Genomic DNA, 23,466 nt, shown 5'->3' with positions numbered 1-23,466 from the left:
CAATTTATTGATTTTCGGCTGATAACACAAAGCAGGAAAAACCACGCTTTATCCTGCTTTGTCAACAAACTAAAGGTGGCATATTGCCACCTTTAGTTCTTCCACATTATTCTTTGCTATACCGCCCCTGCATCCATTGTGCGCACAGCATCAAACTTAAACTGATCAACACTGCGATGCAGGCCATCGCCATGCCGCTGCCGATGGAGCCTTGCTCAAACTGCCGCCACACAAAGATAGATACCGTCTGCATTCCTGCGGGAGCGAGTAAAAGTGAGGAAACGAGTTCCCTCGATGCCACGGCAAATACCAACATCATCGCGGCCAATAAGCTTGGCAACACTAATGGGAACAGCACCAAACGCAATGTCGTTATTGCAGATGCGCCGTGTACCCTCGCCGCATCCGCTAAACTACCACCAATTTGTGTTAGCGCTGCGTTGCAATACCGCACGGGATATGGCAACAACAAACAACTGTAAGCAAGCAATAAAATGCCCCAAGTATGGTATGGCGTGACAGGCCAGAAAGGCTGATTCCACGCCAAAATCATCCCTACGGCAATCACTATCCCTGGAATGGAAATGGGTAATAAAGACAAGGCATCAATGATAACAGCCCCACGGATACGTTGAGAAACCACCAGCCACGCAGATAAAAACCCTAAAACCCCCGTTAATATCGCTGTTGCGCTGGCTAATGACACACTGGTTAATAACGCATCTAGCGCTTCCGCTTGGGAATCAACCAAACCAGAGAAATGCCTTAAGGTTAAATTATCCCATGCTAAACCGCCTGAGACCGTCGATGAAAATGCGGTACCAAACATTGCCAGTAGCGGCATCCCGACGGCTAAAAAGCTCACCACTGCAAATACCCCGACAACAGGCCAACGCCATACCCCAAGAGAGCGTGTCATCAACGCCGCGGCTTTCCCTGTCGTCGTCGCCACATTTTTCCCCGAAACAATAGAACGTTGTAGCGTATAAGCAAAAATAGCCACACTCGCCAAAATCAACGATAACGACGCCGCACCAGGTAAATCAATCGGCCAATCCGCTAAACGCTGTTCAATATCCGTTGTTAATACACGAATACCATTCGGTGCGCCTATTGCAGCAGGGATGCCATATTCTTCAATCGCTAAGGTAAACACCAACAATAACCCAGCCGCTATTGACGGTAAGGATAACGGAAAGGTAATCCTGAAAAAGGCCTGCCAAGGCGGTGCGCCATGAACTCGAGCCACATCAGCAAGACGGTTACCATTTGCCGCCATACTGCGTGAAACGGCAAAGTACAGCACAGGAAATAAATTCAGCGCCATAATTCCCATCATACCACCTAAGGAAAATATCGCGCTTCCTGGGCTAACACCAAACAACTGTTGGGAATACCCATTCGGCTGCAATGTCAGCATCCATGATAACCCTGCAATATAGGGTGGGATCAAAAATGGGATCAGAAAAAGTAAATCCCAAGTCTTGGCAAACGGCAAATTAAATAAGCCTCGCAACGCCCCTAAAGGGATCGCAATTACCGCACTAATGAGTGCAACGCCGACGCCGAGCAATAATGTGTTTTGTAGTAGTTCGGGTAACTCAGGCTCATTAATTAAATGAATAATCGGCGCGAACGGTTGGGAAAATAGCCCTTGCCCGAGTTGTGGAAACAGCGCCTGTAGCACAATAAAGCACAGAGGGATCACCACTAAAATGGCGAGTGCAATAATGATGATTAAAGGGAGGAAACGAATTTTTATCATTAGAAACAACACTCCTGCTGGGTAAGAGGCCTACCCAGCGGTTTGCTAATTATTGCCGAAAAAACTAACGGAACAAGGCGCTTAAACGAGAGAGAACATCGCTACGTTCTGCGCTATCTGTTGTGGCTTCTGGCAATAATGTCAGTGTCGAGAAATCAGGACGTTTCCCTGCAATATCCGCTCGAGCAGGCATCAACCATGCATTGGCGACGATCTCTTGGCCCTCAGCTGACAGCACGTAGTCAATAAACGCTTTCGCTTCATCAGGCTGTTTACTACTTTTTAAAATCATCATTGGTCGCGGGGCTATCGCGGTACCGCTACTGGGGAAAATAACTTCAATGGATTCACCATTGGCAATGCTGCCATAAGCCACGTAATCCACCGCACCAAATACAGCGGCTTTCGCCCCTTGTAGTACTGGGGTGAGCGCTTGTGCGTTTGGCCCCGAAATCACCATACCATTGGCTTTTAAATCAGCAAAAAGTGACCATGCAGCCTCTTTTTTTGCATTTTGTAAACCCAAAACTAAATCCAGTGATGCCCCAGATAATGCTGGGTCTGGCATCGTCACTTTATCCTTAAATACAGGCTGTGCTAAATCTTGCCAATCCGTTGGTTTTGGCGTGCCGCTTTTACTGTTCCACACAATACCAAGAGCTGAAATCCCTTGGGCGACATAATAAGGGGTTTTAAATCGCGCAGGCACTTGCTGTGCATTTGGACTTTCATAGGCCAACAACCAGTTTTTTTGTTGTAAATCAACGGCGGTATCCCATGAAGCGGAAATCAGCACATCCGCACGCGGGTTTGCTTGTTCGGCCTCAAGCCTAGCCATCACTTTGCCCGTTGTGGCCTGAAATACATCCACCTTCGTGCCTGTTTGTTTTTCAAATCCTGCGGCCAGTTGTTTTGCCATCGCGCCAGGCCCCGCGGTATACACAGTAATGGCTTGCGTTGAAACAGAAAACAGTGCACAGGAAAGGCTAAGGCTCATGGTAATACCCTTTAGTGAAAAAACGTGTTTTGCGGTTAACTTTTGCATGGAATTTCTCTCTTCATAAGGTCGTCAAACGGTCAATTTTGCCATTTCGCATATGGGCGATTTGGTGTGCTAACGTATTGGCTTCCGCGGGATCGTGAGTAACATACACCGCAGTAATTTCCAGTGTCCTCAGCAATTGCGCCATTTCTTCACAAAGAGATTGGCGCAGGGCGATATCGAGGTTGGAAAGAGGTTCATCGAATAACAAAATTTCAGGTTCAGCAATAATGGCTCGAGCCAATGCGACGCGCTGCTGCTGCCCGCCAGACAAATCCGCGGGTTTTCGCTTGGCAAAATCCATTAATCCAACACGCTCAAGGGCCTGAACTACGCGAGCTTCAATCTGCTGGCGACCCACTCCCCGCATTCTCAAAGGAAATGCAACATTCTGCGCAACGGTCATATGCGGCCATAAAGCATAATCTTGGAATACCATGCCGAGGTTGCGTTTCTCTGGGGGGACGAGGTGGTGAGCACTTGCGACGATATTGCCCGAAAATTGGATAGTGCCATCAGTGGGCTGCAATAAGCCTGCTAACAGTTTGAGCAAGGTACTTTTGCCGCAGCCAGATGGCCCCAGTAGTGCTAAAACCGTGCCTTTTTCCACCGTTAAGTCGATGCCATTAAGCACATATTGTTGTGAAAAAGCCTGTGATAGATTTTGTATTGCGATCATGGGTAAGTCGCTCGCCGTTTGCCTGAAAGGCAAAATAGTCGAGCACTCACTCGATGAAGAGAGAGCCTGTTGCATCATCTTGGTATCCTCTTTGGGACTTAATCGTTGCCGATGATGCTACGGGGGTAATACGTCAGATTGATGAAGGTTTTGTGAATGGAAAATGACAACTTAATAAATCTATTATATTTATATAAATAATATTTTAACAAATATAAAACATTCAATTTGATTGAAATCACAAATTTAAATTTATTTTTTAATAGAAATATAAAAATATATTTTTAATTTTTAAATATCATCTAAAAACAACATTAATTCACTCATTAACGATGCGTGCAATCACATTAAAACACCTTTATTGAAAACAAATCAACAATCATCCACCCTATTGATGAATACTTTTTAAATGGATTCTATTCTGTACTAACTATTGCTATGCTTGCTACACCATAAAACGAACCAAAAAAATCAATTAATTACAGGTTAATAAAGCAATTTATTCACCATGGGGTTTATTTTCTTTTTTTAGCGAATTAATTCATATCCATAAAATTTAAATTATAGAAATTTTATTATTAATTTTTATAGGTACTCCAATTAATTTTAATTAAAATGAGGTTCACCTAATATGTCAAATAAAGAAAAAGATAATATTTTATTAGATTCCGAATATGAACATGTTCCCGTTCCCCTCGAACACCGAAAAAGTTTTGCCTCTGTTTCTGCTGTTTGGTATAGCTTCCCTTTAGTATTAACCAGTGCTGTTATTGGTGGCGTCGTCACTGCCATGTTAGGCTTTAAAATGGGCGTTACCGCTATTTTAGTGGGTAACTTATTACTGTGTTTAGTCATTGGATCTTTAAGTTATTTAGCTGGGAAAACCGGGGAAAATTTCGCGATCTCCGCAAAAAGAACCTTTGGGCAGCGTGGATATATCGCTGTTTCAGGTTTGCTTGCCACTGTTGTTATCGGCTGGTTTGCATTAATGGTCGGCCTTACGGGTGATACAATGTTCCGCTCATTTGGGCAGGACTTATTACTGATGACGATTTTAGGTGGAGTGCTATATGTTGGCGCAACCTTCATCGGCATTAAAGCCCTCGCCATTTTGGGGTATATCGCAGCACCAATGTATTTGATTTTAGGGTTAATCTCCGTTTACATTGCGATGAAAAGTGGCTCTTCAGATATTCTCAATTACCAACCGTTAGCAGGTGCTGGAGCATTATCTTTTGGTGTTGCAGTTACCATGATTTTCTCCACGTTTACAGATTCAGGCACCATGACGGCTGACTTTACTCGCTGGGCAAAAAATGGCAAACAAGGTTTTCTCGCTGCCTTTACTGCCTTCCCGATTTCCAAATTTTTTGCGGAAGTGATTGGTGCAATTATTGTGGCAACTGGAGTGGTCATGCACCCAGAAGTCACGGGGGGTGATTTCATCACTATTTTAGCAAATTCAAGCCCACTGCTTTCCGTACTCGCGATTATTTTTGTGTTTGTTAACTTGGGCGTTGGCTGTACTCACTGTTTGTACAATGGTGCGGTAGGTTGGTCTCATATTACTAAAGGTAAAATGAGAACCTTAACCATTATTCTGGGGGTTATTGGGATCATCGTTGCTGTAACAGGCATTTGGAATGCATTCCAAACATGGTTGAATTTACTGGGTTTAATTGTGCCGCCAATCGCTGCCATTATCATCATGGATCAGTTAGTACTCAAACGTAAAAATAACGAAGCAAAAAATTGGCAGCCCTTAGCGTTCGTTTCTTGGATACTCGCCTCTGGCATTGCGTTAATCGTGAATGCTTATGCTCCAGAACTCTCCGTTGTCGTTGCTGGGTTAGTTTCATCCTCGATTATCTATTTGATTGGCCATCGATTTTCGAAATAATTTTTAATGGTTGGGGGAGTATCACTCCCTCAACTTCTTCTATTTCAACCTAATCCCATAATCCTTATTCTGAATAACGAACAAAAAAATAATAATCCAATGATTATTAACGTTTCTATTGATTAGACTATTTTCATCTAACTCATCCCTATCTTTTATTTGACATTCATCACATTCCTGATTATTTTAGCGGTATAGACGTCTAGATATCCATTTTTGGATCTATGATATAACCAATTCATCCAAGGGGATCAGCGTGATAACACTCAAGAATGTCAGCAAGATCTACAGCCGTAATAAAAAACAGACCGTAGCGGTTGATAACATCAACCTCAATATTGCGGCTGGGGATATTTTTGGCATCATCGGTTATAGCGGTGCAGGCAAAAGTAGCCTCATTCGCTTGCTAAATCGGTTAGAAGAGACTACTAGCGGTGAAATAATTGTTGGGCAACATAATATTACCCACAGCGATGAGAAAGCAGTTTTAAAAATACGCCAATCCATAGGCATGATTTTTCAGCACTTTAATTTACTGTGGTCACGGACAGTGCGAGAGAACATTGAATTTCCATTGCAAATTTCAGGGTTCGATAAAAAGAAACGTAAAGCCCGTGTTGATGAATTAATGGCATTAGTTGAGCTAACCGATAAGGCTGATGAATACCCATCCATGCTGAGTGGAGGGCAAAAACAACGGGTTGGTATCGCACGCGCCCTTGCCAACAACCCTGATGTTTTATTGTGTGATGAAGCAACGTCTGCGCTAGACCCAAAAACCACACAAACTATTCTGCAATTATTGGCACGTATTAACCGCGAGCTGAATATCACCATCGTGCTAATTACCCACGAAATGCAGGTCGTCAAGAGTATCTGCAATAAAGTGGCTGTCATTGATAAAGGCCGTATTGTTGAGGAAGGGCTCGTTAGCCAAGTATTTCATGACCCGCAACATACAATTACACGGCAGTTTTTATCACAAAGTGAGGTTGCGACAGATACCCCAGAAGACTTAAAGGCAATATTGGCTGATGGCCCGATTATTCGTGTCGTTTTAGATGAAGAAAAACAGAGCCATTATTTGCTGTATGACTTAATTTCTCAATTTAATGAGCCGATTAAATTGATTAAAGGGGCGTTTAACCAAGGTACTGGCTTTTTATATCTTCAATTTCTACCTGAAACTGAAAAATTAACGGATGCCATTGAGTATCTTAAAAATAAAAGAAATATCGTTGTTGAGGTGATTTAGTCATGGATGATATACAGCATTGGGTTAGTGGCTATTTACCCTATTTAAAATTGCATGTTTTGGGCATTGAAACCCTCAATACGTTATATATGACATTGGTCTCTGGTGCGTTATCGGGCATGTTGGGAATTTTAATTGGTACTTTTTTATTTTTAACCGCACAAGAGGGTAAAAAAGAAAATATTGCGGTTTACCGTGTGCTTTCTTTTATTGTGAATATCTTCCGTGCTGTGCCGTTTATTATTTTAATCATTTTATTATTCCCTGTAACCAAATGGATCGTTGGCACTATTTTAGGGGTTAACGCGGCACTTCCTGCCTTAGTGATTTCAGCGAGTGCTTTCTATGCAAGGTTAGTGGAAATTGCCTTACGTGAGGTCGATAAAGGGGTTATTGAAGCTAGCCAGTCTATGGGAGCAAAACTGCACACCTTGATTTTTAATGTATTGATACCCGAGTCTTCCCCTGCCTTGATTTCAGGCTTAACGGTTACGCTGATTTCATTAGTGGGAGGCACCGCGGTTGCTGGTGCAATTGGTGCGGGCGGGTTAGGAAATTTGGCCTATTTAGAAGGATTCCAACGCAGCCATATGGATGTCGTTTGGGTCGCTACATTAGTGATTTTAGCCATTGTTTTATGTATTCAAGTGATAGGAGACACCCTAGTTCGGTGGATTGATAAACGTTAATAACATCAACCTAGGTCAACGAATTATTAATTTTATCTACACTCAGCTAATTAGGAATAACAGTATGAAATTATCATTATTAACACGTTTTGGGGCATTATTAATTACCAGTTTAGCACTAACTGCTTGCCAGCCAGACCAACAAGAAAAAAGCAATAAATTAACAATTGGAGCATCTTCAACACCCCATGCGGAAATATTAGAGTTCGTTAAACCACAGCTCGAAAAAGACGGAATTAATTTAGATATCCGTGTATTTAATGATTACATTATTCCGAACCAAGCATTGGCTGACAAAGAATTAGATGCGAACTTTTTCCAGCATGTTCCATATTTAAATAAAACATTGGCAGACCACCCAGATTGGAAACTCGTGTCTGTTGGCGCAGTGCATATGCACCCATACCGCTTTTTTTCGCAAAAACACAAGAGCCTGCAAGACTTACCCAATGGAGCAAAAGTACTGAGCAGCAACAATATTTCCCAACACGGTCATATTCTAAAATTGTACCAAGACGAAGGTTTAATTAAATTACGCAGTGATATTGACCCTGATGATGCAACCATTGACGATATTGTTGAAAACCCACGTAACTTACAGTTTTTATTTACTTATGATGCACCATTAATGCCGCAAATTTATAAAAATGGCGAGGCCGATGTTGCCTCTATTGATAGCCATTTTGCGATTAATGCCGGTTTAGATTTAACGAAAGACGTCATTTATAGCGAACCTGCAGCTAACAGTAAATTTGCCAATGTGGTAGTGACGCGTGAGGATAACCAAAATGACCCGCGAATTACGAAACTGATGGCTGCACTGAAAAGCAATGAAACGAAGAAATTTATTTTAGATAATTATAAGGGTGAGGCGGTACCAGTTCCTTAATTTTCCTACTCTAATGATTAAGTTGAATGAAATATTTTAGTTAAACTTCATTCAACTTAATCTTATTTATAAAGCATATCGATGATTACACTACTCTTCATCACTCCTTTTTCAATACTCTGAGCCTGAGCATAAGGTTTTGCATAAAAGCTAATATCAAACTGATTATTGTTATTCGCACTAAATCGCGTATTCGTCCCTGATAAATCAATGGGGGTGGCATCTAACCAAGATAAATAAATACCAACACCCGATAAGTTTGTTTTTAGTTCACCACCCGTCCCATTATTAAGGGCACCTTGGCTACCTGGGCGAAACTTAATATCGATATGACTGGGCTTAAAGCCACTTTTCTGGCAATCAACAATAAACTGCGTCTTTACCGCAGGTTGCTTTCCTGCCAATAAATCACCTTCATTAATGACTTTAAAATCAACGATTTTGTTAAACCCCTTTCCATCATTAATGTCGCAGGTAATATTCACGATATCGAGCGAAATCTTTAATATTGTGTCGGGTAACACTTCATCAGAAAAAACGTAATGTGAATAGCCAATCAGAATAGTGGCAATTAAAGAAGCTGATATCTTTTTATTCATATTATTATCCACATTAAATATATTTAATCTTAATTGTAATATGTGTATTCCCACTGCCTAAATTGATAGACTGCCCTCCAAGCGGTAGTACAACAGGCTTTACTTTGATTTTTATCTTCATCAAAGACGCGCCTATTTTTTTAAAAAAGAGGTCTTGCCCCATAGGAACCCCCGAGCCAACAGTACCGACTTGGTCATCTTCCCATGAAACAAGGTAACCCAATGTCGTATTTTTTGAGCCAATATATCCCGAGGAAGCCATTGTTAAATGGGGGTTTGCTGGCTCAAACCGTATTGATATTCGCTGCGGCTTAATCGTTCCTGAGCAATCTAATGAAAGTATCGAATGCCCTTCAATTTCACCCGATAAAATCGTTGCAGCATCGAGAGATCCAAAACTCACATCATCTACAGTTGCAGGTAAACAAGTCGCTATTCTCACATTCATACTAAACTGCGATTGAATTGCTTCACCAACAATCGATGTTTGCTTTGGCACTTCACCATAACTTGGTAGCGCACTAAGTATGAAGAAACCAGCAAGCAAAATAGACCTGAACATAGTTGCCCTTAACTAATTAAATGTCAGCTTAATATTCAAAGCCGTATTTGCCGCCCCTGGAGAAACAACATCGCCCAATGCGATAGGCTTTACTTTAATTGGCACACTGAAACTTGCCGCAGTGGGCTTAGTGGTTGGCGTAATCACAGTGCCATTAATCGCTAATGCGGTATCGACTGGCTTAACCGTAGAACTTCCCCATTTTAATTGATATCCAACCGTTGAATTTCCTTTTGTATTCATTATTCCATTAGCCACATCTTTCACGCCATCAGCGGCCGTAAACGCTAACGTATAATTTGCGAGCGTTGTATCGCAGGTCACTGTTAATGTCATTACTTTATCTGCCACAGTTCCCTTTTTGATATCCCCCGCCGCTTGGTCACCAAAAGCCACATCAGCAACACTAGCACTACAAGATGCTTTTACGGTCATACTTAAATTTGATGTTACGGTACCGCCAGTCACATTAGAGGCAAAACTGGTCGCGTTAGCAGAAACAGAAAATAGAAAGCCAAGAGAAATAAATAACGTTTTCTTTATCATGATTCACTCCTTTTAATTTAATTTCACATTAATCGTTAATGCGGTGTTCGCTAACCCAGGAATAGGCTGTGTTGATAAAGCAACAGGCTTTACCGTCACTGGGATCGTAAAGTTATTGGTTGTGGGTTTTGAATTAGGGGTAATTGCCGTGCCATTGATCACCACCGCACTATTAACTGGCTTCACAGTGTTATTTCCCCACGTAAATTGATAACCAACCGAACTATTCCCTTTTACATTAATAATGCCAGTCGTTGCGTTGTTTACGCCGTCTCTACCTGAAAAACTTAAAGTATATGCAGGAAGTACTGCATTACAGGTAAATGCAATATTGATTGTTTTAGCGGCAATCGAATTCGCTCTTACTGAACTCGCTGTTTGCACTCCAAAAGCCACATCGTTGACAGAAACTGCACAGGAGGCATTGTTTATCAGTGTCATCGATGTTGGTGCACTAAAAGCCACGGTTTCTTTTTGTAATGTCCGGCTGTTTTCACCAATTCGTGAATAAAAATTTCGGGTTAACATATATGTCGGGTTAACGGTTGTTTTTCCTGGGGGTGGCTTCTTTTGTAAATAGACAACACCTGAGTCTGTACTGCCACCTGGCCCAGCTAAGTTGGTATAGCCTGTTCCACTTGTTTTATAATCCGCCAATAATAACCAAACCGTATTTCCACAACTTCCAGTTGAACGAAATCTTAAATAACCATCCGCCGAGTTTTTATCTACAGTTCCATAAGAACAGTCATTAGGAGAGGCTCCAAATTTATCAACGATATAAATAAAGTTGCCTGTTGTATTGCCTGCTCCACTTGATGCTCGTAGACATTGCCCTGCAAACGTAATTGGCGCCCCAGGGTTCCCAAAAGAATAGAGTTGGTCACCGACTTTTTTGTTCGTAACATCAATTTGCGCTGGAAAGTTATATTTCAACGATAAGCTTCGACACCTTGCCGCAGAGGCATCGAGTGAAAAAAGCAAAATCATTAATGCGATGAAATAATAAGACTTTTTATTCATGCTAATGTCCTTAACGAAGCTCAATAACACGCCTAGCCCCGTAATCATCAATGGCCTCAACCGTGACTTTCCCAGATAACGATTGCTGTAAATTCACTTCACTGAAAGGGGGAAATAAACTCATTGATTGCTCAATTTCTTTTGATAAAGCCAATGGACGACCATTCACAAACACCTGAGTCAATGCAAAATAATAGGGTGTTGGGTTTTTCAACACAGATCCTGAATACGTGAGGTTTTTCTCTGCATCTTCACGGGCCTCAGCGAGTACTTTGGGGCGATAAATCAGTTTCACTTGCGTATTCAAAGCAACAGCGAGGACGTTACCTTCATCAGCAGAAGCAATAGGGGGGATTTCCTGAACATTTAACCAAAACAAAGACTCTTTATCTTTGGGTAAAATATCATTCACATAAAGTAAGCGGATTAACTGTTTTTCTTCACCCGCAATTTTAAATAAATTAGGTGCAGGTATAAAAAAAACATCATTGCCACTTAAATTATCAACCCAAACCTGACCGCCATAGGTTTTATCGCTATTATTTTTTACTTCAATAGCAATATTTTTACGCCCCTCATCATAGATAAACCGAGTCCCATTCAAAGTAAATGCAGAATAAGCATTTGCGCAGGTAAACAACGATATCAATATAATAAAATGCGATGCCATTTTATTAATTACATTCGACTTCCATAATTTTATTTTCATTTGATTCTATATTTTCCAAATTTAATGTACATACCTCATTATCTGAGGAAGAAATAAAAATCTTTTTCGGTTTGTTAAGTAAGTTTAAAAGTAACACTCCACCATTAGAAACAAACCCGACATATTCATTACTTTCTGTTCTTGCCGAACTACCCGCTGAAACAAATTGACCGTCTGATTTTTTCAGCCTTAATATATATCTATAAATCGTTGAGAATTTAAACTCACGATAAATAATCGCCTTATCAGTTGGCACAAACCCCTGTACTGAATCCAGCAACTCTATGTCATTAGGAACTTCTTCTGTATTGATTTTTAAATTATTTTCAACGTAAGGTGATACCCCAATGACCGTATTACCATTTCTATCCGTAGGGGGTGAGTCATTAAAGGTAATATTTTTAATATTGCTAATATTCGCAATGGCGACCGTATCGCGCCGAACATTACTCAACAATAATCCCGTTTGCTGGGTTGCAAGTAAGCTTCCTGATGCATTTATTGAGCCTGTTGTTTTATTCTCATTTTTCGAAATTGCGAACCCCGTATTAACAATATCTTGATTAACCCCGAAATAAGCAGAATTAGACCAACTTTCGCGGTCTTTATTTGTATTTACGCTATAGTTGATTTTTTCATTAATATTACCTGCAACACCTGAGTTAAAACTCGATTTATTTCTACGGTCATAATTCACCGAGTTTGTCCAATAATGATTCTTATCAAATAAACTAAATGGAATATTCACACCAACAGATAAAACATAGTTATCACGGTCATAATCATTTAACTTTTGGTAATCTGCCGATACAGATAAATCCACACCTTTCAAAGTTGTGTTGTAGGTAATATTCGCACCGACTTCATTATGTATTTGGCTACGATATGTTTGAACCCAACCTGAAACACTGACAAAACTATTATCAAAATTCTGCGATAAGATAGTTTCATAACGTTCTTTGCGATTACTTCGATGATATAACGCATTTGAATTAAACTCATTAAAATCAACATAGTCCTTACCTGTATAACGGTAAGCTAATAACTGTAAATTCGTATTATTAGACAATGAGTTAGCGTATTTAAGCATATAACTAATCCCAGATTGCCGAGATTCTGACATAGTTGGAGTTTGCTTTTGAAACGTACTCACGGCTGTATTTAAATTAAATGAGATCGCACCAAATTGCCCTAAGTCTTTACTCGCACCTAATCCTGCACTTTTATAATCATTATGCAAAATACCTGCGGTATGAAAGGTAAAGTGAGTGAGTCCATAATCGAATGCACCAAGAAAAAACAAACGGTTTTCTCGCTTTCCCGTAACCTCTCTTTCTCCTACTGCGACGTTATAATTAATTTCATTGGCACGCAGTAAAGATGGAAGCGTTGCAACAGGGTAATAACGAACTGTTTTTGTTCCGTTATTTTCTTCAACTGTCACCGTAATATCACCATTACTCACTGGTGATATATCTTTTAACTGATAGGCACCCGCAGGAACCACTTGTGAGCTTAAAATATACCCATTTTGCGATATGGTAATTTTCGCATTCGAATTAACAACGCCAGAAATAATAGGAGCATAGCCTCGCATTTCCCAAGGACGCATATCTCTTTCAGAGCGTAAAGACAAACCATAAAAAACAAAATTAGGTAAAATAGATAAAGATGTTAACGTCTTACCGACAATAAAACTGCCTTGTATTGGCTTAATTGCAGTAGATATAGTGGCTTCAGACGTTTCAGTTCCTGAATCATTAAGGTAACTACTACGGACATAGGCCACCCATCGGCCAATGTTAGAATATAAATCAAAATCACCATAAACTTGAGTTTTTTCAGAAGACGTTTTTGATATATATCCTGAATAATTCACCTTAATGCCTGGAATGCCATAATCCCATTCTTGCTGATTTTTAGTCTCATCCAAAGCAATTTGAGGTACACTAAAAGACAAAGTCTGCTTTGCGTTATCAAACAAAACTTCGGCGCCTGGGTACTGGCTAATCTTGTAGCAGTTTCTCGCCGCGTCAAAATTATTTGCAAGCAAAGTCAGGTTAATCGGTAATGATAACTCTGATATCCAGTCTGAGTTTAAGCATAAAACCTCTTTATCCTCTGGTAAAATAATGAGTTCTTTTCGATTAATAGAACGACGATTAAAAATGACTTCAACAATATAATGACCTGCAGGGTATTTAACACTTTCATCAAAAACGCTTGCAGCTTGCGGTTGAACTCCTCCATGTAAGAAGTCCATATTTAAATTTGCATCTGCGTAAAATGGACTTACTAACAGGGATAACATAAAAGCATTAATCGGTTTTAAACGCATTGATATTATCCATAGCTATTTGTAAGTTAAAATAAGGGTCAAAGACCCTTTTTATTTATTAATATTAATTACTTATATGCTACGGCATATGTTGCGCTTGAAATCACTGTACCTTCAGTCACAGTTTGACCTGTCGTCGCTAACATTCTTGCTTTGAATTTCATGTTTCCAATAGCATCAGTACCATTGCCAAAATCAACGGTTTGGCTGTTATACGTGACATCTTGGTTAGGCGTTGTCGAGTTGGTTGCTGTCAGTTGGATTGACACGCCATTAGCAGTCCCTTTCATGTTTGCAAGGCCTGAGTTAGTAAACCCTGCGCTCTGCCAACCCACTTGGCCGCTAGTTTTTTTCAAGCATTCATCAGTACGTGGGACTAAATCAAACTCAACATAATCACCATTTTTATCTGCAGTGGTCATTTGGCCTAGATCGATAGTTGATTTAACTAGCCCACCCACTTCTGTATCGATATCACAGGTTTCTGATGTCACTGCGCCAATGAACTGAACTTCACCGGTATTAGCAAAGGTATATCCACTGAATAGCGCGCCACTTACCATTAATGGTAATAATAATTTTTTCATTAAATAACTCTCCATATTTGTATGCATATTAATTTTTTAATTAATAATCAAACTACGAAATAAAAACTTAAACATTAAGAATTATCATTTAACTCATTAAATGATAAAAATTCTTCCCAAGATACATCTAGTATTTTCAATATGTCATTTAACATTGTAACGGTAATGTTTGTTATTCCATTCTCATACCGGGATACTTGCTGCTGACTCACATTCAACATAACACCTAAATCCTTCCCGGTTATGTCCATGCGTTTTCTTTTATTTCTAATAAAACATCCAATTTTTTTATTAAAAATATTTGGTCTTATAAAACTAGAGTATTCATTCATTCCTACCCCCTATTTAATTATAAAATTCAAATATTCAACATAAGTAGGATTTCGCATAATATATTGGCACATGATATTAGAGTAAAAACGTTTGTGCCGATCGATAATATAATATTGATAGTTACCACCTATCACAATAGATTATTTGATCGGAAATACCGATCATCTAAATAAATAAAACTCAATTAACTAACTGATAATAAACGGTTGCTTTATTTTTTGATAATATATTTAATGTTATATTTTTAATTTTTTAATTACAAAATTTAACATATAAATTGATATTTTAAATTGATTATGAAATATAATATTACATATAGTTACATTTATTTTTATATAGAAACATGGGAGAGAAATAATATTAAAATAAAACCAAATAGCATTTAAATCATATTAACAAGGATAAAATGACAATATTTTCCAATGTAAAATTAAATATCAAAGGAATACCAAACTCATAACCCATTTTATGGGTAATGTAAAAATAAAAAAATTAACTTATTAAATGAGTATATTTTAGATAAGTAAAATGGAATAGTGATGCATTTGTTTCATAATGAAAACAAATTAAGCTGTTACACGAAAATGAATATTATTAGTGATTACCATTCTATTAAATGATAATCACTAATAAAAACTACAATTTACAAAAAAATAACAGTACCGAAATCAAAATTTATAAGTGCACCCCAACATATCGCTGATAACGTATTGGCTTTAGCTTGGTTAAATCCACCAACACCAAACCATCGATACAATCATTGAATGATGGGTCTGTACCAAAATCCATAAATTGCACGCCACCAGGCTCACATAGCTCAGTGTACTGCTTATAAAGTGTCGGGATAGAACAACCGATGTTATTTAATAAGCTTTTGAGTTTTACCAAGTCTTCTTGGTAATTATCACCAGTGAATTGCGCTAACACCTGCGGTAAAGAGGCTGGATAGGGCTTGTGGGATTGTGCCATTGACTGTTCAGCAGAAAAATATAAGCGGTAAAAAGTGATCAATAAATCACGCGCGGCGATAGGCATCGCCCCCGAAATGGAGACAGGGCCAAATAGATAACGGTATTGGGGGTATTTGGCTAAATAGGCCCCAATGCCTAACCACAAATAATCCAACCCACGTTTTCCCCAATATTTCGGCTGAATAAAACTACGGCCTAATTCAATACCTTGAGCAAGAATGGGAAGCATGCCTTCGTCATAGTGGAATAAGCTAGAACTGTAGATCCCCGCTAACCCTTTGGTTTCAATTTGCTTTTCAGTGGGGATAAAACGATAAGCGCCAACGATATCGAGCTCATCGTCATCCCACAACACCAAGTGATAATAATCGTCATCATAGCTATCTAAATCACGGCGCTTGCCTGAACCTTCCCCTACCGCACGAAACGAAATCTCACGAAGTCGCCCTAATTCACGCAATATGGGCGAGCGAACTTCTTGATGCCGTTGATAAAGGTAAATCGCTTTGCCATCTGGCGATGTCCCCAAACGCTCACAAGCCGCCAATGCTTTTTTCAGCTCAAGTCGGTCTTCAGGTAATGCAATTGCCGCTTCACTGCTAAACAGCCCTTCTTTTTCTTTTCCTAATAAATAGACATGGCGGCGAAAGCGTTCTGCCAATTCGTGGGCTTTCGTGTGGCCATCATACCAATGACTAAAAGGAATACGCCCCCCAACACGAATTTTGAGTTTTTTACCCCGTTGCTGAAACATTTCTCTGACTAACATCAACGTGGACAAAGGCTTGTAAACCAATGATGCAAAATAAAACAAATGGCTATTTCGCCCCTGAATATGCATTGGCACAATCGCAGCGCGCGCTTTCGCGGCTAAGCGTAAAAAACCCGTGCGCCAGTGATTATCGCGAATGCCTTTACTACTGAGCCGTGAAACCTCCCCCGCTGGAAATACAATTAGCGCCCCGCGGTTATCCAAGTGCTGTTGCATTGCTTCCACTTGCTGGCGATTGGTTCGGTTGTTGATATTATCAACGGTAATAAACAAGCTTTTTAGTGGTTCAATATAGTTAAGAAACTGGTTTGCAACAATTTTCACATCAGGGCGTACGGTTGCCACGGTTCGTAATAATGCTAGCCCATCTAACGAGCCTATTGGATGGTTTGCCACTAAAACAACAGGGCCTTCTGCGGGGATATTTTCCAAATCACCATCCGTTAATTCACAGCGAATATTGAAATGCTCAATGACTTGTTCAATAAGATCCAACCCTTTCAAATGGGGGTAGTCTTGGGCAAATTGGCTAAATTCTTTTTCGAAAAGGAGGCGTTTTAATACACTGCGTTTCCATGCAGGTGGGGCTTGATGTGGGTATATATCGTGGAGTAAGGCATCGACACTAAACATCATGTTATCTCCATCCGAGCTGAGTTACTGCGAACTTAAGTCAGATGCATGACAACATGATGGTAGTTTTATGACAAAGTGATGAAACAATGAACAGACTACGCCTGCTGGCGAGTTGCCGCTAGAACGATCTCACGGATACACACCGATTGTGGCTGTTGATAAGCAAAACGAATGGTATTGGCAACATCCTCTGCTGACAACACAAGTCCCCCCATCTCTTTTTTCCACTCTTGGTAACCTGATTTAATCCCTTCATCTGTGGTATGGCTAAGTAATTCTGTTTCAACCGCTCCCGGTGCAATGGTGATCACACGAACATTATGCGGGGCAAGCTCTTCGCGTAAATTTTCAGAAATACCGTGAACAGCAAATTTAGTGCCCACATACGCCACATGGTTTGGAAAGGTTTTTCGCCCTGCAACTGAACTGATATTAATAATCGTGCCACTTTTACGCGCAACCATGCCATCCGCAACTGCATGAATGCCATTCAACACGCCTTTAATATTCACCTCCACCATGATATCCCATTGATTTGGATCTTGATTAGTCATGTCACCTAAAAGCATAACACCTGCGTTATTGACTAAGCCATCAACTGGGCCAAACTGCGCCTCTGCTTCTTTAACGGCATTCACAAATGCGGTTCTATCCGTAACATCTATAGATTTACATAACGTATTAGGTAAATTTAATGCCAACATTGGCTCAATACGGCGTGCCAGTAATAAAAGTGCATGACCTTCATTGGATAACATTTTTGCCGTCGCAAGACCAATACCTGAGCTCGCGCCAGTAATCACCACTAATGATTTTACATTTTGCATATTGCGTCCATATAAATTTAATTGATGTCTAAAACCATGAGCAGACTATATTTCATCCGTAAGTTACATTAAAATGGTTTATTCTTCTCACAGACATCAAAAAAATCTATGGATTATCGCCAACTTCACGCCTTTATCGCCGTTTTCGAAGAACGCAATATCACCACGGCTGCACGACGGTTATTTCTCACACAGCCTGCGCTCTCAGCAACGATCAAAACGCTGGAAGATAACCTAGGCACTCAGCTGTTTAAGCGCTTACCAAGAGGCGTTGATGTCACTGAAGATGCACGAATTTTATACCCTCACGCACAACGCATGGTGGCTGAACTAGACACGCTGGCAAGCAGCTTTAAACGTGAAAAAAACCGCCAGCCTCTGCAAATTGGCATTGAAGAGGATATCGCTAATCAGCACATTTGCGCGTTCCTAAAACAAGTTCAAGACCCTGATTTTCATTTATTAATTGTCCTAGAGTCGGGTTGCAAAGGGGATATCCGTCTTGCTTGCGAAGAAATGCGCTGTGAAGATGAGCTGTTTATTCCACTCATTAGTGAGCCCTTTGTTTTAGCAATGTCACCTGAGCACCCGCTCGCCAGTAAAAAGACCATGACATCCGCTGAGTTACACGGATTGTGTTGGGTTATGTGCCCTGAGCTCACTTGGCACCAGCGTTTTTTACCGATTTACGGCGCGACGGCAAACTCCCCTTCCGCCCATGCCAGCACCTTTTCCCTCGCGCTTGGTCTAGTCGCGCTCAACTTAGGCGTAGCAATCGTGCCGCAATCCCTTGCCAGTGAACATGCCAATATTGTTTTTCACCCTTTGCCAACTCATGCACTTTCTCGGCGTATTGGCGTATGTTATGCCATCCAATCATTATCTTCCCCTGCGGTAGAGCAGCTTATCAACCATTTAGCTCGTCAATAGCCGTCGACACTTTTGACGATCACGGAGTTCGCCAAACGCTACAAGACGATGCTAGACAAATCAAAAACAATAAATTCAATCAGTTAGATAACAATAAATTTACCTTAAAAATTGGCATAAACCCTGCATTAGCTTAAGTGTTAAGGCGGCAATGACCGCTACATAAAAACACAGGAGCAATGTTGATGGAAAAAGTCATCACCGTCTGCCCGTATTGCGCCTCAGGCTGTAAAATATACCTGAAGGTGGAAAACGGGAAGATCATCGGCGCAGAGGGCGCAAATGGTCACACCAATGAAGGGGAGCTCTGCCTAAAAGGTTATTATGGCTGGGACTTCATTCACGATACGAAAATCTTAACGCCTCGCTTAAAAAATCCGATGATCCGTCGTGAGCGTGGTGGCAAACTTGAAGTGGTTTCATGGGAAGAAGCCATTGAATTTGCCAGTTCTCGATTACTGGCAATCAAAGAAAAATACGGCCCTAAAGCCATCATGACGACAGGTTCATCCCGCGGTCCAGGGAATGAAGCCAACTTTGTGATGCAGAAATTTGTTCGAGCGGCAGTCGGTAGCAATAATATCGACTGCTGCGCACGTGTCTGACACGGCCCTTCGGTTGCAGGTCTGCAGCGTTCGGTCGGTAATGGCGCAATGAGCAACTCAATTGTTGAAATTGAGGATACCAAATGTATTTTTGTCTTCGGTTACAATGCCGCGGACTCACACCCTATTGTCGCTCGCCGAATTTTAAAAGCGAAAGAAAAAGGGGCTCAAATTATTGTTTGCGATCCGCGTTATATTGAAACTGCGCGCATTGCAGATATTCACTTACCTTTGAAAAACGGGTCAAACATTGCGTTACTGAATGCGTTTGCCCACGTGATCATCGAAGAAAATCTGTATGACAAAGCGTTTATTGATGCACATACTGAAAAATTCGATGAATATCGTACCTTAGTCGCACCTTATACTCCTGAATCAGTGGAAGAAACGACGGGTATCAAAGCAGAAGACATTCGCAAAACGGCTCGCATGTACGCCAAAGCAGAAAGCGCGACAATTTTGTGGGGCATGGGTGTCACCCAATTCTATCAAGGTGTTGAAACCGTTCAATCCCTTACTAGCCTTGCGCTATTAACAGGGAATTTAGGTAAACCACATGTTGGTGTTGGCCCTGTTCGTGGTCAAAATAACGTGCAAGGTGCCTGCGATATGGGGGCACTACCAAATACTCTGCCAGGCTATCAATATGTGTCGGATACCGCTGCACTGGAAAAATTTGCCAAATTCTGGGGGATTGAAAGCATGCCTGCAGAAAACGGTATTCCACTGAGCGAAGTACCACACTTTATTGATGAGGGCGTATTAAAAGCCCACTATGTGATGGGGGAAGACCCACTACAAACAGAGCCAGACCTTGCCACTATCCGCCGTACCTTCGATAAGCTCGAGCTGTTGATTGTCCAAGACATCTTCATGACCAAAACTGCGTCGATTGCCGATGTGATTTTCCCTGCCACCTCTTGGGGGGAACATGAAGGGGTATATACCGCCGCTGACCGTGGTTTCCAACGCTTCTATAAAGCAGTTGAGCCTGTCGGTGACGTGAAAACAGACTGGGAAATCATCAGCCTAATGTCAACGGCCATGGGCTACCCAATGCACTACAACAACACCAAAGAAATTTGGGATGAGTTACGTGAATTGTGCCCGATTTACTATGGCGCGACCTATGAAAAAATGGCGGACTTAGCCTATATTCAATGGCCGTGTAAGACATTAGAAAGCCCTGGCACGGAGTATTTGTACGAAGGTGGTCAATTCGACACGCCAAATGGCAAAGGCCAATTCTTTACCTGCGACTGGCGTCCACCGATTGATCAAGTCAGCACGGAATACCCAATGGTGTTAGCTACAGTGCGTGAGGTGGGTCACTACTCCTGTCGCTCAATGACGGGGAACTGTAAAGCGTTGGCAGCATTAGCGGATGAACCTGGTTTTGTGCAAATCAATACCGCAGATGCAAAAGCGTTAGGGATAAAAGATCAGGAGCTGGTTTGGGTGGCATCACGGCAAGGCAAAGTCATTACTAGAGCCAATATCAGTGACCGACCCAATAAAGGCGCGGTATATATGACTTATCAGTGGTGGATTGGTGCCTGTAATGAGCTCGTGGCAGAAAACCTCAGTCCAATCACCAAGACCCCTGAATATAAGTACTGTGCAGTGCGAGTTGAACCGATTGCGGATCAACAAAAAGCCGAGTACTTCGTTGTTCAGGAATACACTGGAATTAAACGTCGTTTACGCGAGGCCGCAGAAGGCCTTTAATTTGCGTTAAACAATCAATTAAGCCAATGGTTTCAATCAAACCATTGGCTTTTTTATTTAGTTAATTAATAATGAATATATTAATAAAATATTGGTAATTTGTTATTCAGTCTGATTTCAAAAAAATTAAATTATATTTGAATAAATTTAATCACAGTAGTGACTTTCAAATATAAATAATAATTAATTTCATTAAGGAAATTATTATTTATTTTCATATGACTACCAATTATACAAAAATAACAATAACCAGCCTGATAAATATAATCAAAAAATAAAGAATTAGAATAAATCTTGAACCGAGATCCCTAACCGCTGCATACGTGATAATAATGTGGTGCGTTTTAACCCTAAGCGAGTTGCCGCCCCCCTCGCCCCAGCGACCACACCGTTTGTTGCCCGTAACGCCGCAATAATTCGATCCCTTTCTTCATCATCACTTTCGGGGGCAGCTGTTTGCATGCGTTTTTCTATAGCGCTTGGTTTTTCAAAAGCATTTTTAAGGCGTGAAGGCTTTGGGATACTGAGTTCATGCAGTTGTAAATTCAAGGTATTTCCGCGGGTTAAAATCACTGCCCGCTCAATGACATTTTCCAACTCACGGACATTACCAGGCCATGGATACAACGATAGCTGCGCTAGTGCATCACGGGGGATACACTCAATTTTACGGTTCATACGCTGCGCAATTTTTTGCGTAAAATGGGTGGCAAGTAGTGGAATATCTTCAGGCCTTTCACGTAGCGGAGGAATCATAATCGGAAACACATTCAGCCGATAATACAGATCTTCGCGGAACTCACGCTCATCCGTCATGCCCTTTAAATCACGGTTAGTTGCCGCAATCAAGCGCACATCCACAGGAATGACTTTGTTACCACCAATACGTTCTATTTCACGTTCTTGCAGCACGCGAAGTAATTTTGGTTGCAATTCCAATGGCATATCGCCGATTTCATCTAAAAAAAGCGTGCTTTTATCCGCCATTTCAAAGCGGCCAATGTGCGTTGTCGTTGCCCCAGTAAACGCACCTTTGTCATGACCAAATAAGTCACTTTCCAACAAGCCTGAAGGGATAGCGGCACAATTCATTTTAATAATTGCACGGCGATGCCGGTCACTTAGCCTGTGAATAGCGCGAGCAATTAGCTCTTTGCCTGTCCCTGTTTCCCCTAAAATCAATACGGTACTGTCGCTGCGTGCCACTAAATCCACTTGTTCGAGCACATTACGCATGGCTGCACTTTGGAAAATAATTTCACTAAAGCTTTCATTGCCGTGAATTTGCTCATTCAGCCAGAGATTTTCATTTTTTAGGCTATCTTTTAAACGTGTAATTTCACCATATGCCGCTGCATTATCCACTGCAATCGCAAAACGCGCCGCAATCTGCTTGAGTAAATTGCAGTTATCGTCGGTGAAAATGCGGGTATCTTCATGGGATAATACCAAAACACCAAGGGGTTTATGGTTAAATGCTAACGGCAATAATAATGTTTCCGTCATCCCTTGAGCACACAGGTGCTGATACAGCGGGTCTTGGGTAGATTGGTCAAGAGTCAACCGCATAGATTGGTTATTTTCAAGTACTTGGGTTAAATCAGGATGTAATTCGTTTAAATGATATTGGGTCTTTTCAACGGGTTTTCCGCGGCAATAATAGCTTGAATAACAAAGGTATACCGCTGAGCTATAATTATCACACAGGGCGATACTAATTTGGCTAATACCGAAAAAACGGTAAATTTCCCGAGACACTTCTGCAACTAATCCATCCATTTCTAAGTGTGATAAAACGGAATTAGTAATATCTACCAGTATTCGATATTGGTCGCGTTCATGGCGTATACGTTCATTGCTTTCAGAGATCCCCACAAATACCCCATTCTTTTTAATCATTTCCTTGAGATGTTATAAACACTCAAACTAATGGCCATTGATATAATTGAACATCAATACGACACCAAATAAGATTATTGTAATGACTCTAAAGAAAAATAATATCATTGACTGATTTAACTTTGATCCAATCCCCTATTTTTTTCTGCAAATTAAAATGTAATATATTTTTTTATATAGCG

General features: G+C 40.8%; 20 protein-coding genes. 6 read left to right on the top strand and 14 right to left on the bottom strand.

Going from position 1 to position 23,466, the window contains the following annotated elements; translation table 11 throughout:
* Positions 1-106 precede the first annotated feature (106 nt).
* From AABS66_RS06625 to AABS66_RS06615, 3 genes are all read right to left on the bottom strand, one after another.
* Complete coding sequence (locus AABS66_RS06625) at positions 107-1,765, bottom strand: ABC transporter permease (protein ID WP_430224711.1); 1,659 nt, start codon at positions 1,763-1,765, stop codon at positions 107-109.
* Positions 1,766-1,829: 64 nt separating this feature from the next.
* Positions 1,830-2,762 (bottom strand): ABC transporter substrate-binding protein, encoded by a 933-nt coding sequence (locus AABS66_RS06620; RefSeq protein WP_375084323.1) that lies wholly within the window; start codon positions 2,760-2,762, stop codon positions 1,830-1,832.
* Positions 2,763-2,823: 61 nt separating this feature from the next.
* On the bottom strand, positions 2,824-3,486 hold the full coding sequence (locus AABS66_RS06615) for an ABC transporter ATP-binding protein (protein WP_206083792.1): 663 nt from the start codon (positions 3,484-3,486) through the stop codon (positions 2,824-2,826).
* A gap of 631 nt (positions 3,487-4,117) precedes the next feature.
* Here AABS66_RS06615 and AABS66_RS06610 point away from each other — a divergent pair.
* The 4 genes from AABS66_RS06610 to AABS66_RS06595 all read left to right on the top strand — a co-directional run bounded on the left by AABS66_RS06610 (position 4,118) and on the right by AABS66_RS06595 (position 8,219).
* Positions 4,118-5,386, top strand: a complete 1,269-nt coding sequence (locus AABS66_RS06610) for a cytosine permease (protein WP_206083343.1) — start codon at positions 4,118-4,120, stop codon at positions 5,384-5,386.
* 256 nt (positions 5,387-5,642) lie between these two features.
* Positions 5,643-6,641 (top strand): methionine ABC transporter ATP-binding protein, encoded by a 999-nt coding sequence (locus tag AABS66_RS06605; protein ID WP_272539366.1) that lies wholly within the window; start codon positions 5,643-5,645, stop codon positions 6,639-6,641.
* 2 nt (positions 6,642-6,643) lie between these two features.
* Positions 6,644-7,330, top strand: coding sequence for a methionine ABC transporter permease (locus AABS66_RS06600; protein WP_206083341.1), 687 nt, complete (start codon positions 6,644-6,646; stop codon positions 7,328-7,330).
* 64 nt (positions 7,331-7,394) lie between these two features.
* Complete coding sequence (locus tag AABS66_RS06595; RefSeq protein WP_430224710.1) at positions 7,395-8,219, top strand: MetQ/NlpA family ABC transporter substrate-binding protein; 825 nt, start codon at positions 7,395-7,397, stop codon at positions 8,217-8,219.
* A gap of 62 nt (positions 8,220-8,281) precedes the next feature.
* Here the strand turns inward: AABS66_RS06595 and AABS66_RS06590 are convergent, their stop codons facing one another.
* From AABS66_RS06590 to AABS66_RS06545, 10 genes are all read right to left on the bottom strand, one after another.
* Positions 8,282-8,818, bottom strand: coding sequence for a fimbrial protein (locus AABS66_RS06590; protein WP_206083339.1), 537 nt, complete (start codon positions 8,816-8,818; stop codon positions 8,282-8,284).
* A 13-nt stretch (positions 8,819-8,831) separates the two neighbouring features.
* A complete protein-coding gene (locus AABS66_RS06585; RefSeq protein ID WP_272539370.1) occupies positions 8,832-9,380 on the bottom strand; it encodes a fimbrial protein in 549 nt (182 codons plus the stop codon).
* A 12-nt stretch (positions 9,381-9,392) separates the two neighbouring features.
* Positions 9,393-9,926 (bottom strand): spore coat protein U domain-containing protein, encoded by a 534-nt coding sequence (locus tag AABS66_RS06580; protein WP_206083338.1) that lies wholly within the window; start codon positions 9,924-9,926, stop codon positions 9,393-9,395.
* Between the two features lie 12 nt (positions 9,927-9,938).
* A complete protein-coding gene (locus AABS66_RS06575; protein WP_206083337.1) occupies positions 9,939-10,949 on the bottom strand; it encodes a fimbrial protein in 1,011 nt (336 codons plus the stop codon).
* Between the two features lie 10 nt (positions 10,950-10,959).
* Entirely contained in the window at positions 10,960-11,619 is a 660-nt protein-coding gene (locus AABS66_RS06570; protein ID WP_371007297.1) for a fimbrial chaperone, read from the bottom strand.
* A gap of 4 nt (positions 11,620-11,623) precedes the next feature.
* Entirely contained in the window at positions 11,624-13,996 is a 2,373-nt protein-coding gene (pefC, locus tag AABS66_RS06565) for a PefC/AfrB family outer membrane usher protein (RefSeq protein ID WP_206083336.1), read from the bottom strand.
* Between the two features lie 68 nt (positions 13,997-14,064).
* On the bottom strand, positions 14,065-14,583 hold the full coding sequence (locus AABS66_RS06560; protein ID WP_206083335.1) for a fimbrial protein: 519 nt from the start codon (positions 14,581-14,583) through the stop codon (positions 14,065-14,067).
* A 74-nt stretch (positions 14,584-14,657) separates the two neighbouring features.
* Positions 14,658-14,915: a helix-turn-helix domain-containing protein gene (locus AABS66_RS06555; RefSeq protein WP_272681500.1), complete on the bottom strand. Its 258-nt coding sequence runs from the start codon at positions 14,913-14,915 to the stop codon at positions 14,658-14,660.
* Positions 14,916-15,591: 676 nt separating this feature from the next.
* On the bottom strand, positions 15,592-17,292 hold the full coding sequence (locus AABS66_RS06550; RefSeq protein WP_349415602.1) for a lysophospholipid acyltransferase family protein: 1,701 nt from the start codon (positions 17,290-17,292) through the stop codon (positions 15,592-15,594).
* A 98-nt stretch (positions 17,293-17,390) separates the two neighbouring features.
* Positions 17,391-18,122, bottom strand: coding sequence for an SDR family oxidoreductase (locus AABS66_RS06545; RefSeq protein WP_206083333.1), 732 nt, complete (start codon positions 18,120-18,122; stop codon positions 17,391-17,393).
* A 108-nt stretch (positions 18,123-18,230) separates the two neighbouring features.
* Between AABS66_RS06545 and AABS66_RS06540 the strand changes: the two genes are divergently transcribed.
* Together AABS66_RS06540 and fdhF are read left to right on the top strand one after the other, a co-directional pair.
* Positions 18,231-19,052 (top strand): LysR family transcriptional regulator, encoded by an 822-nt coding sequence (locus AABS66_RS06540; RefSeq protein WP_206083332.1) that lies wholly within the window; start codon positions 18,231-18,233, stop codon positions 19,050-19,052.
* Between the two features lie 185 nt (positions 19,053-19,237).
* Positions 19,238-21,385: a formate dehydrogenase subunit alpha gene (gene fdhF / locus AABS66_RS06535; protein ID WP_206083331.1), complete on the top strand. Its 2,148-nt coding sequence runs from the start codon at positions 19,238-19,240 to the stop codon at positions 21,383-21,385.
* 282 nt (positions 21,386-21,667) lie between these two features.
* Here the strand turns inward: fdhF and AABS66_RS06530 are convergent, their stop codons facing one another.
* The gene (locus AABS66_RS06530; protein WP_241016806.1) at positions 21,668-23,284 is read right to left on the bottom strand and encodes a sigma 54-interacting transcriptional regulator; all 1,617 of its coding nucleotides are present in this window, start codon (positions 23,282-23,284) and stop codon (positions 21,668-21,670) included.
* Between the last annotated feature and the right edge of the window lie 182 nt (positions 23,285-23,466).

It is taken from the genome of Providencia sp. SP181 (genome assembly GCF_050446505.1).
Taxonomy (GTDB): Bacteria; Pseudomonadota; Gammaproteobacteria; order Enterobacterales; family Enterobacteriaceae; genus Providencia; species Providencia vermicola.
This window is presented reverse-complemented; position numbering and strand designations above follow the sequence as displayed.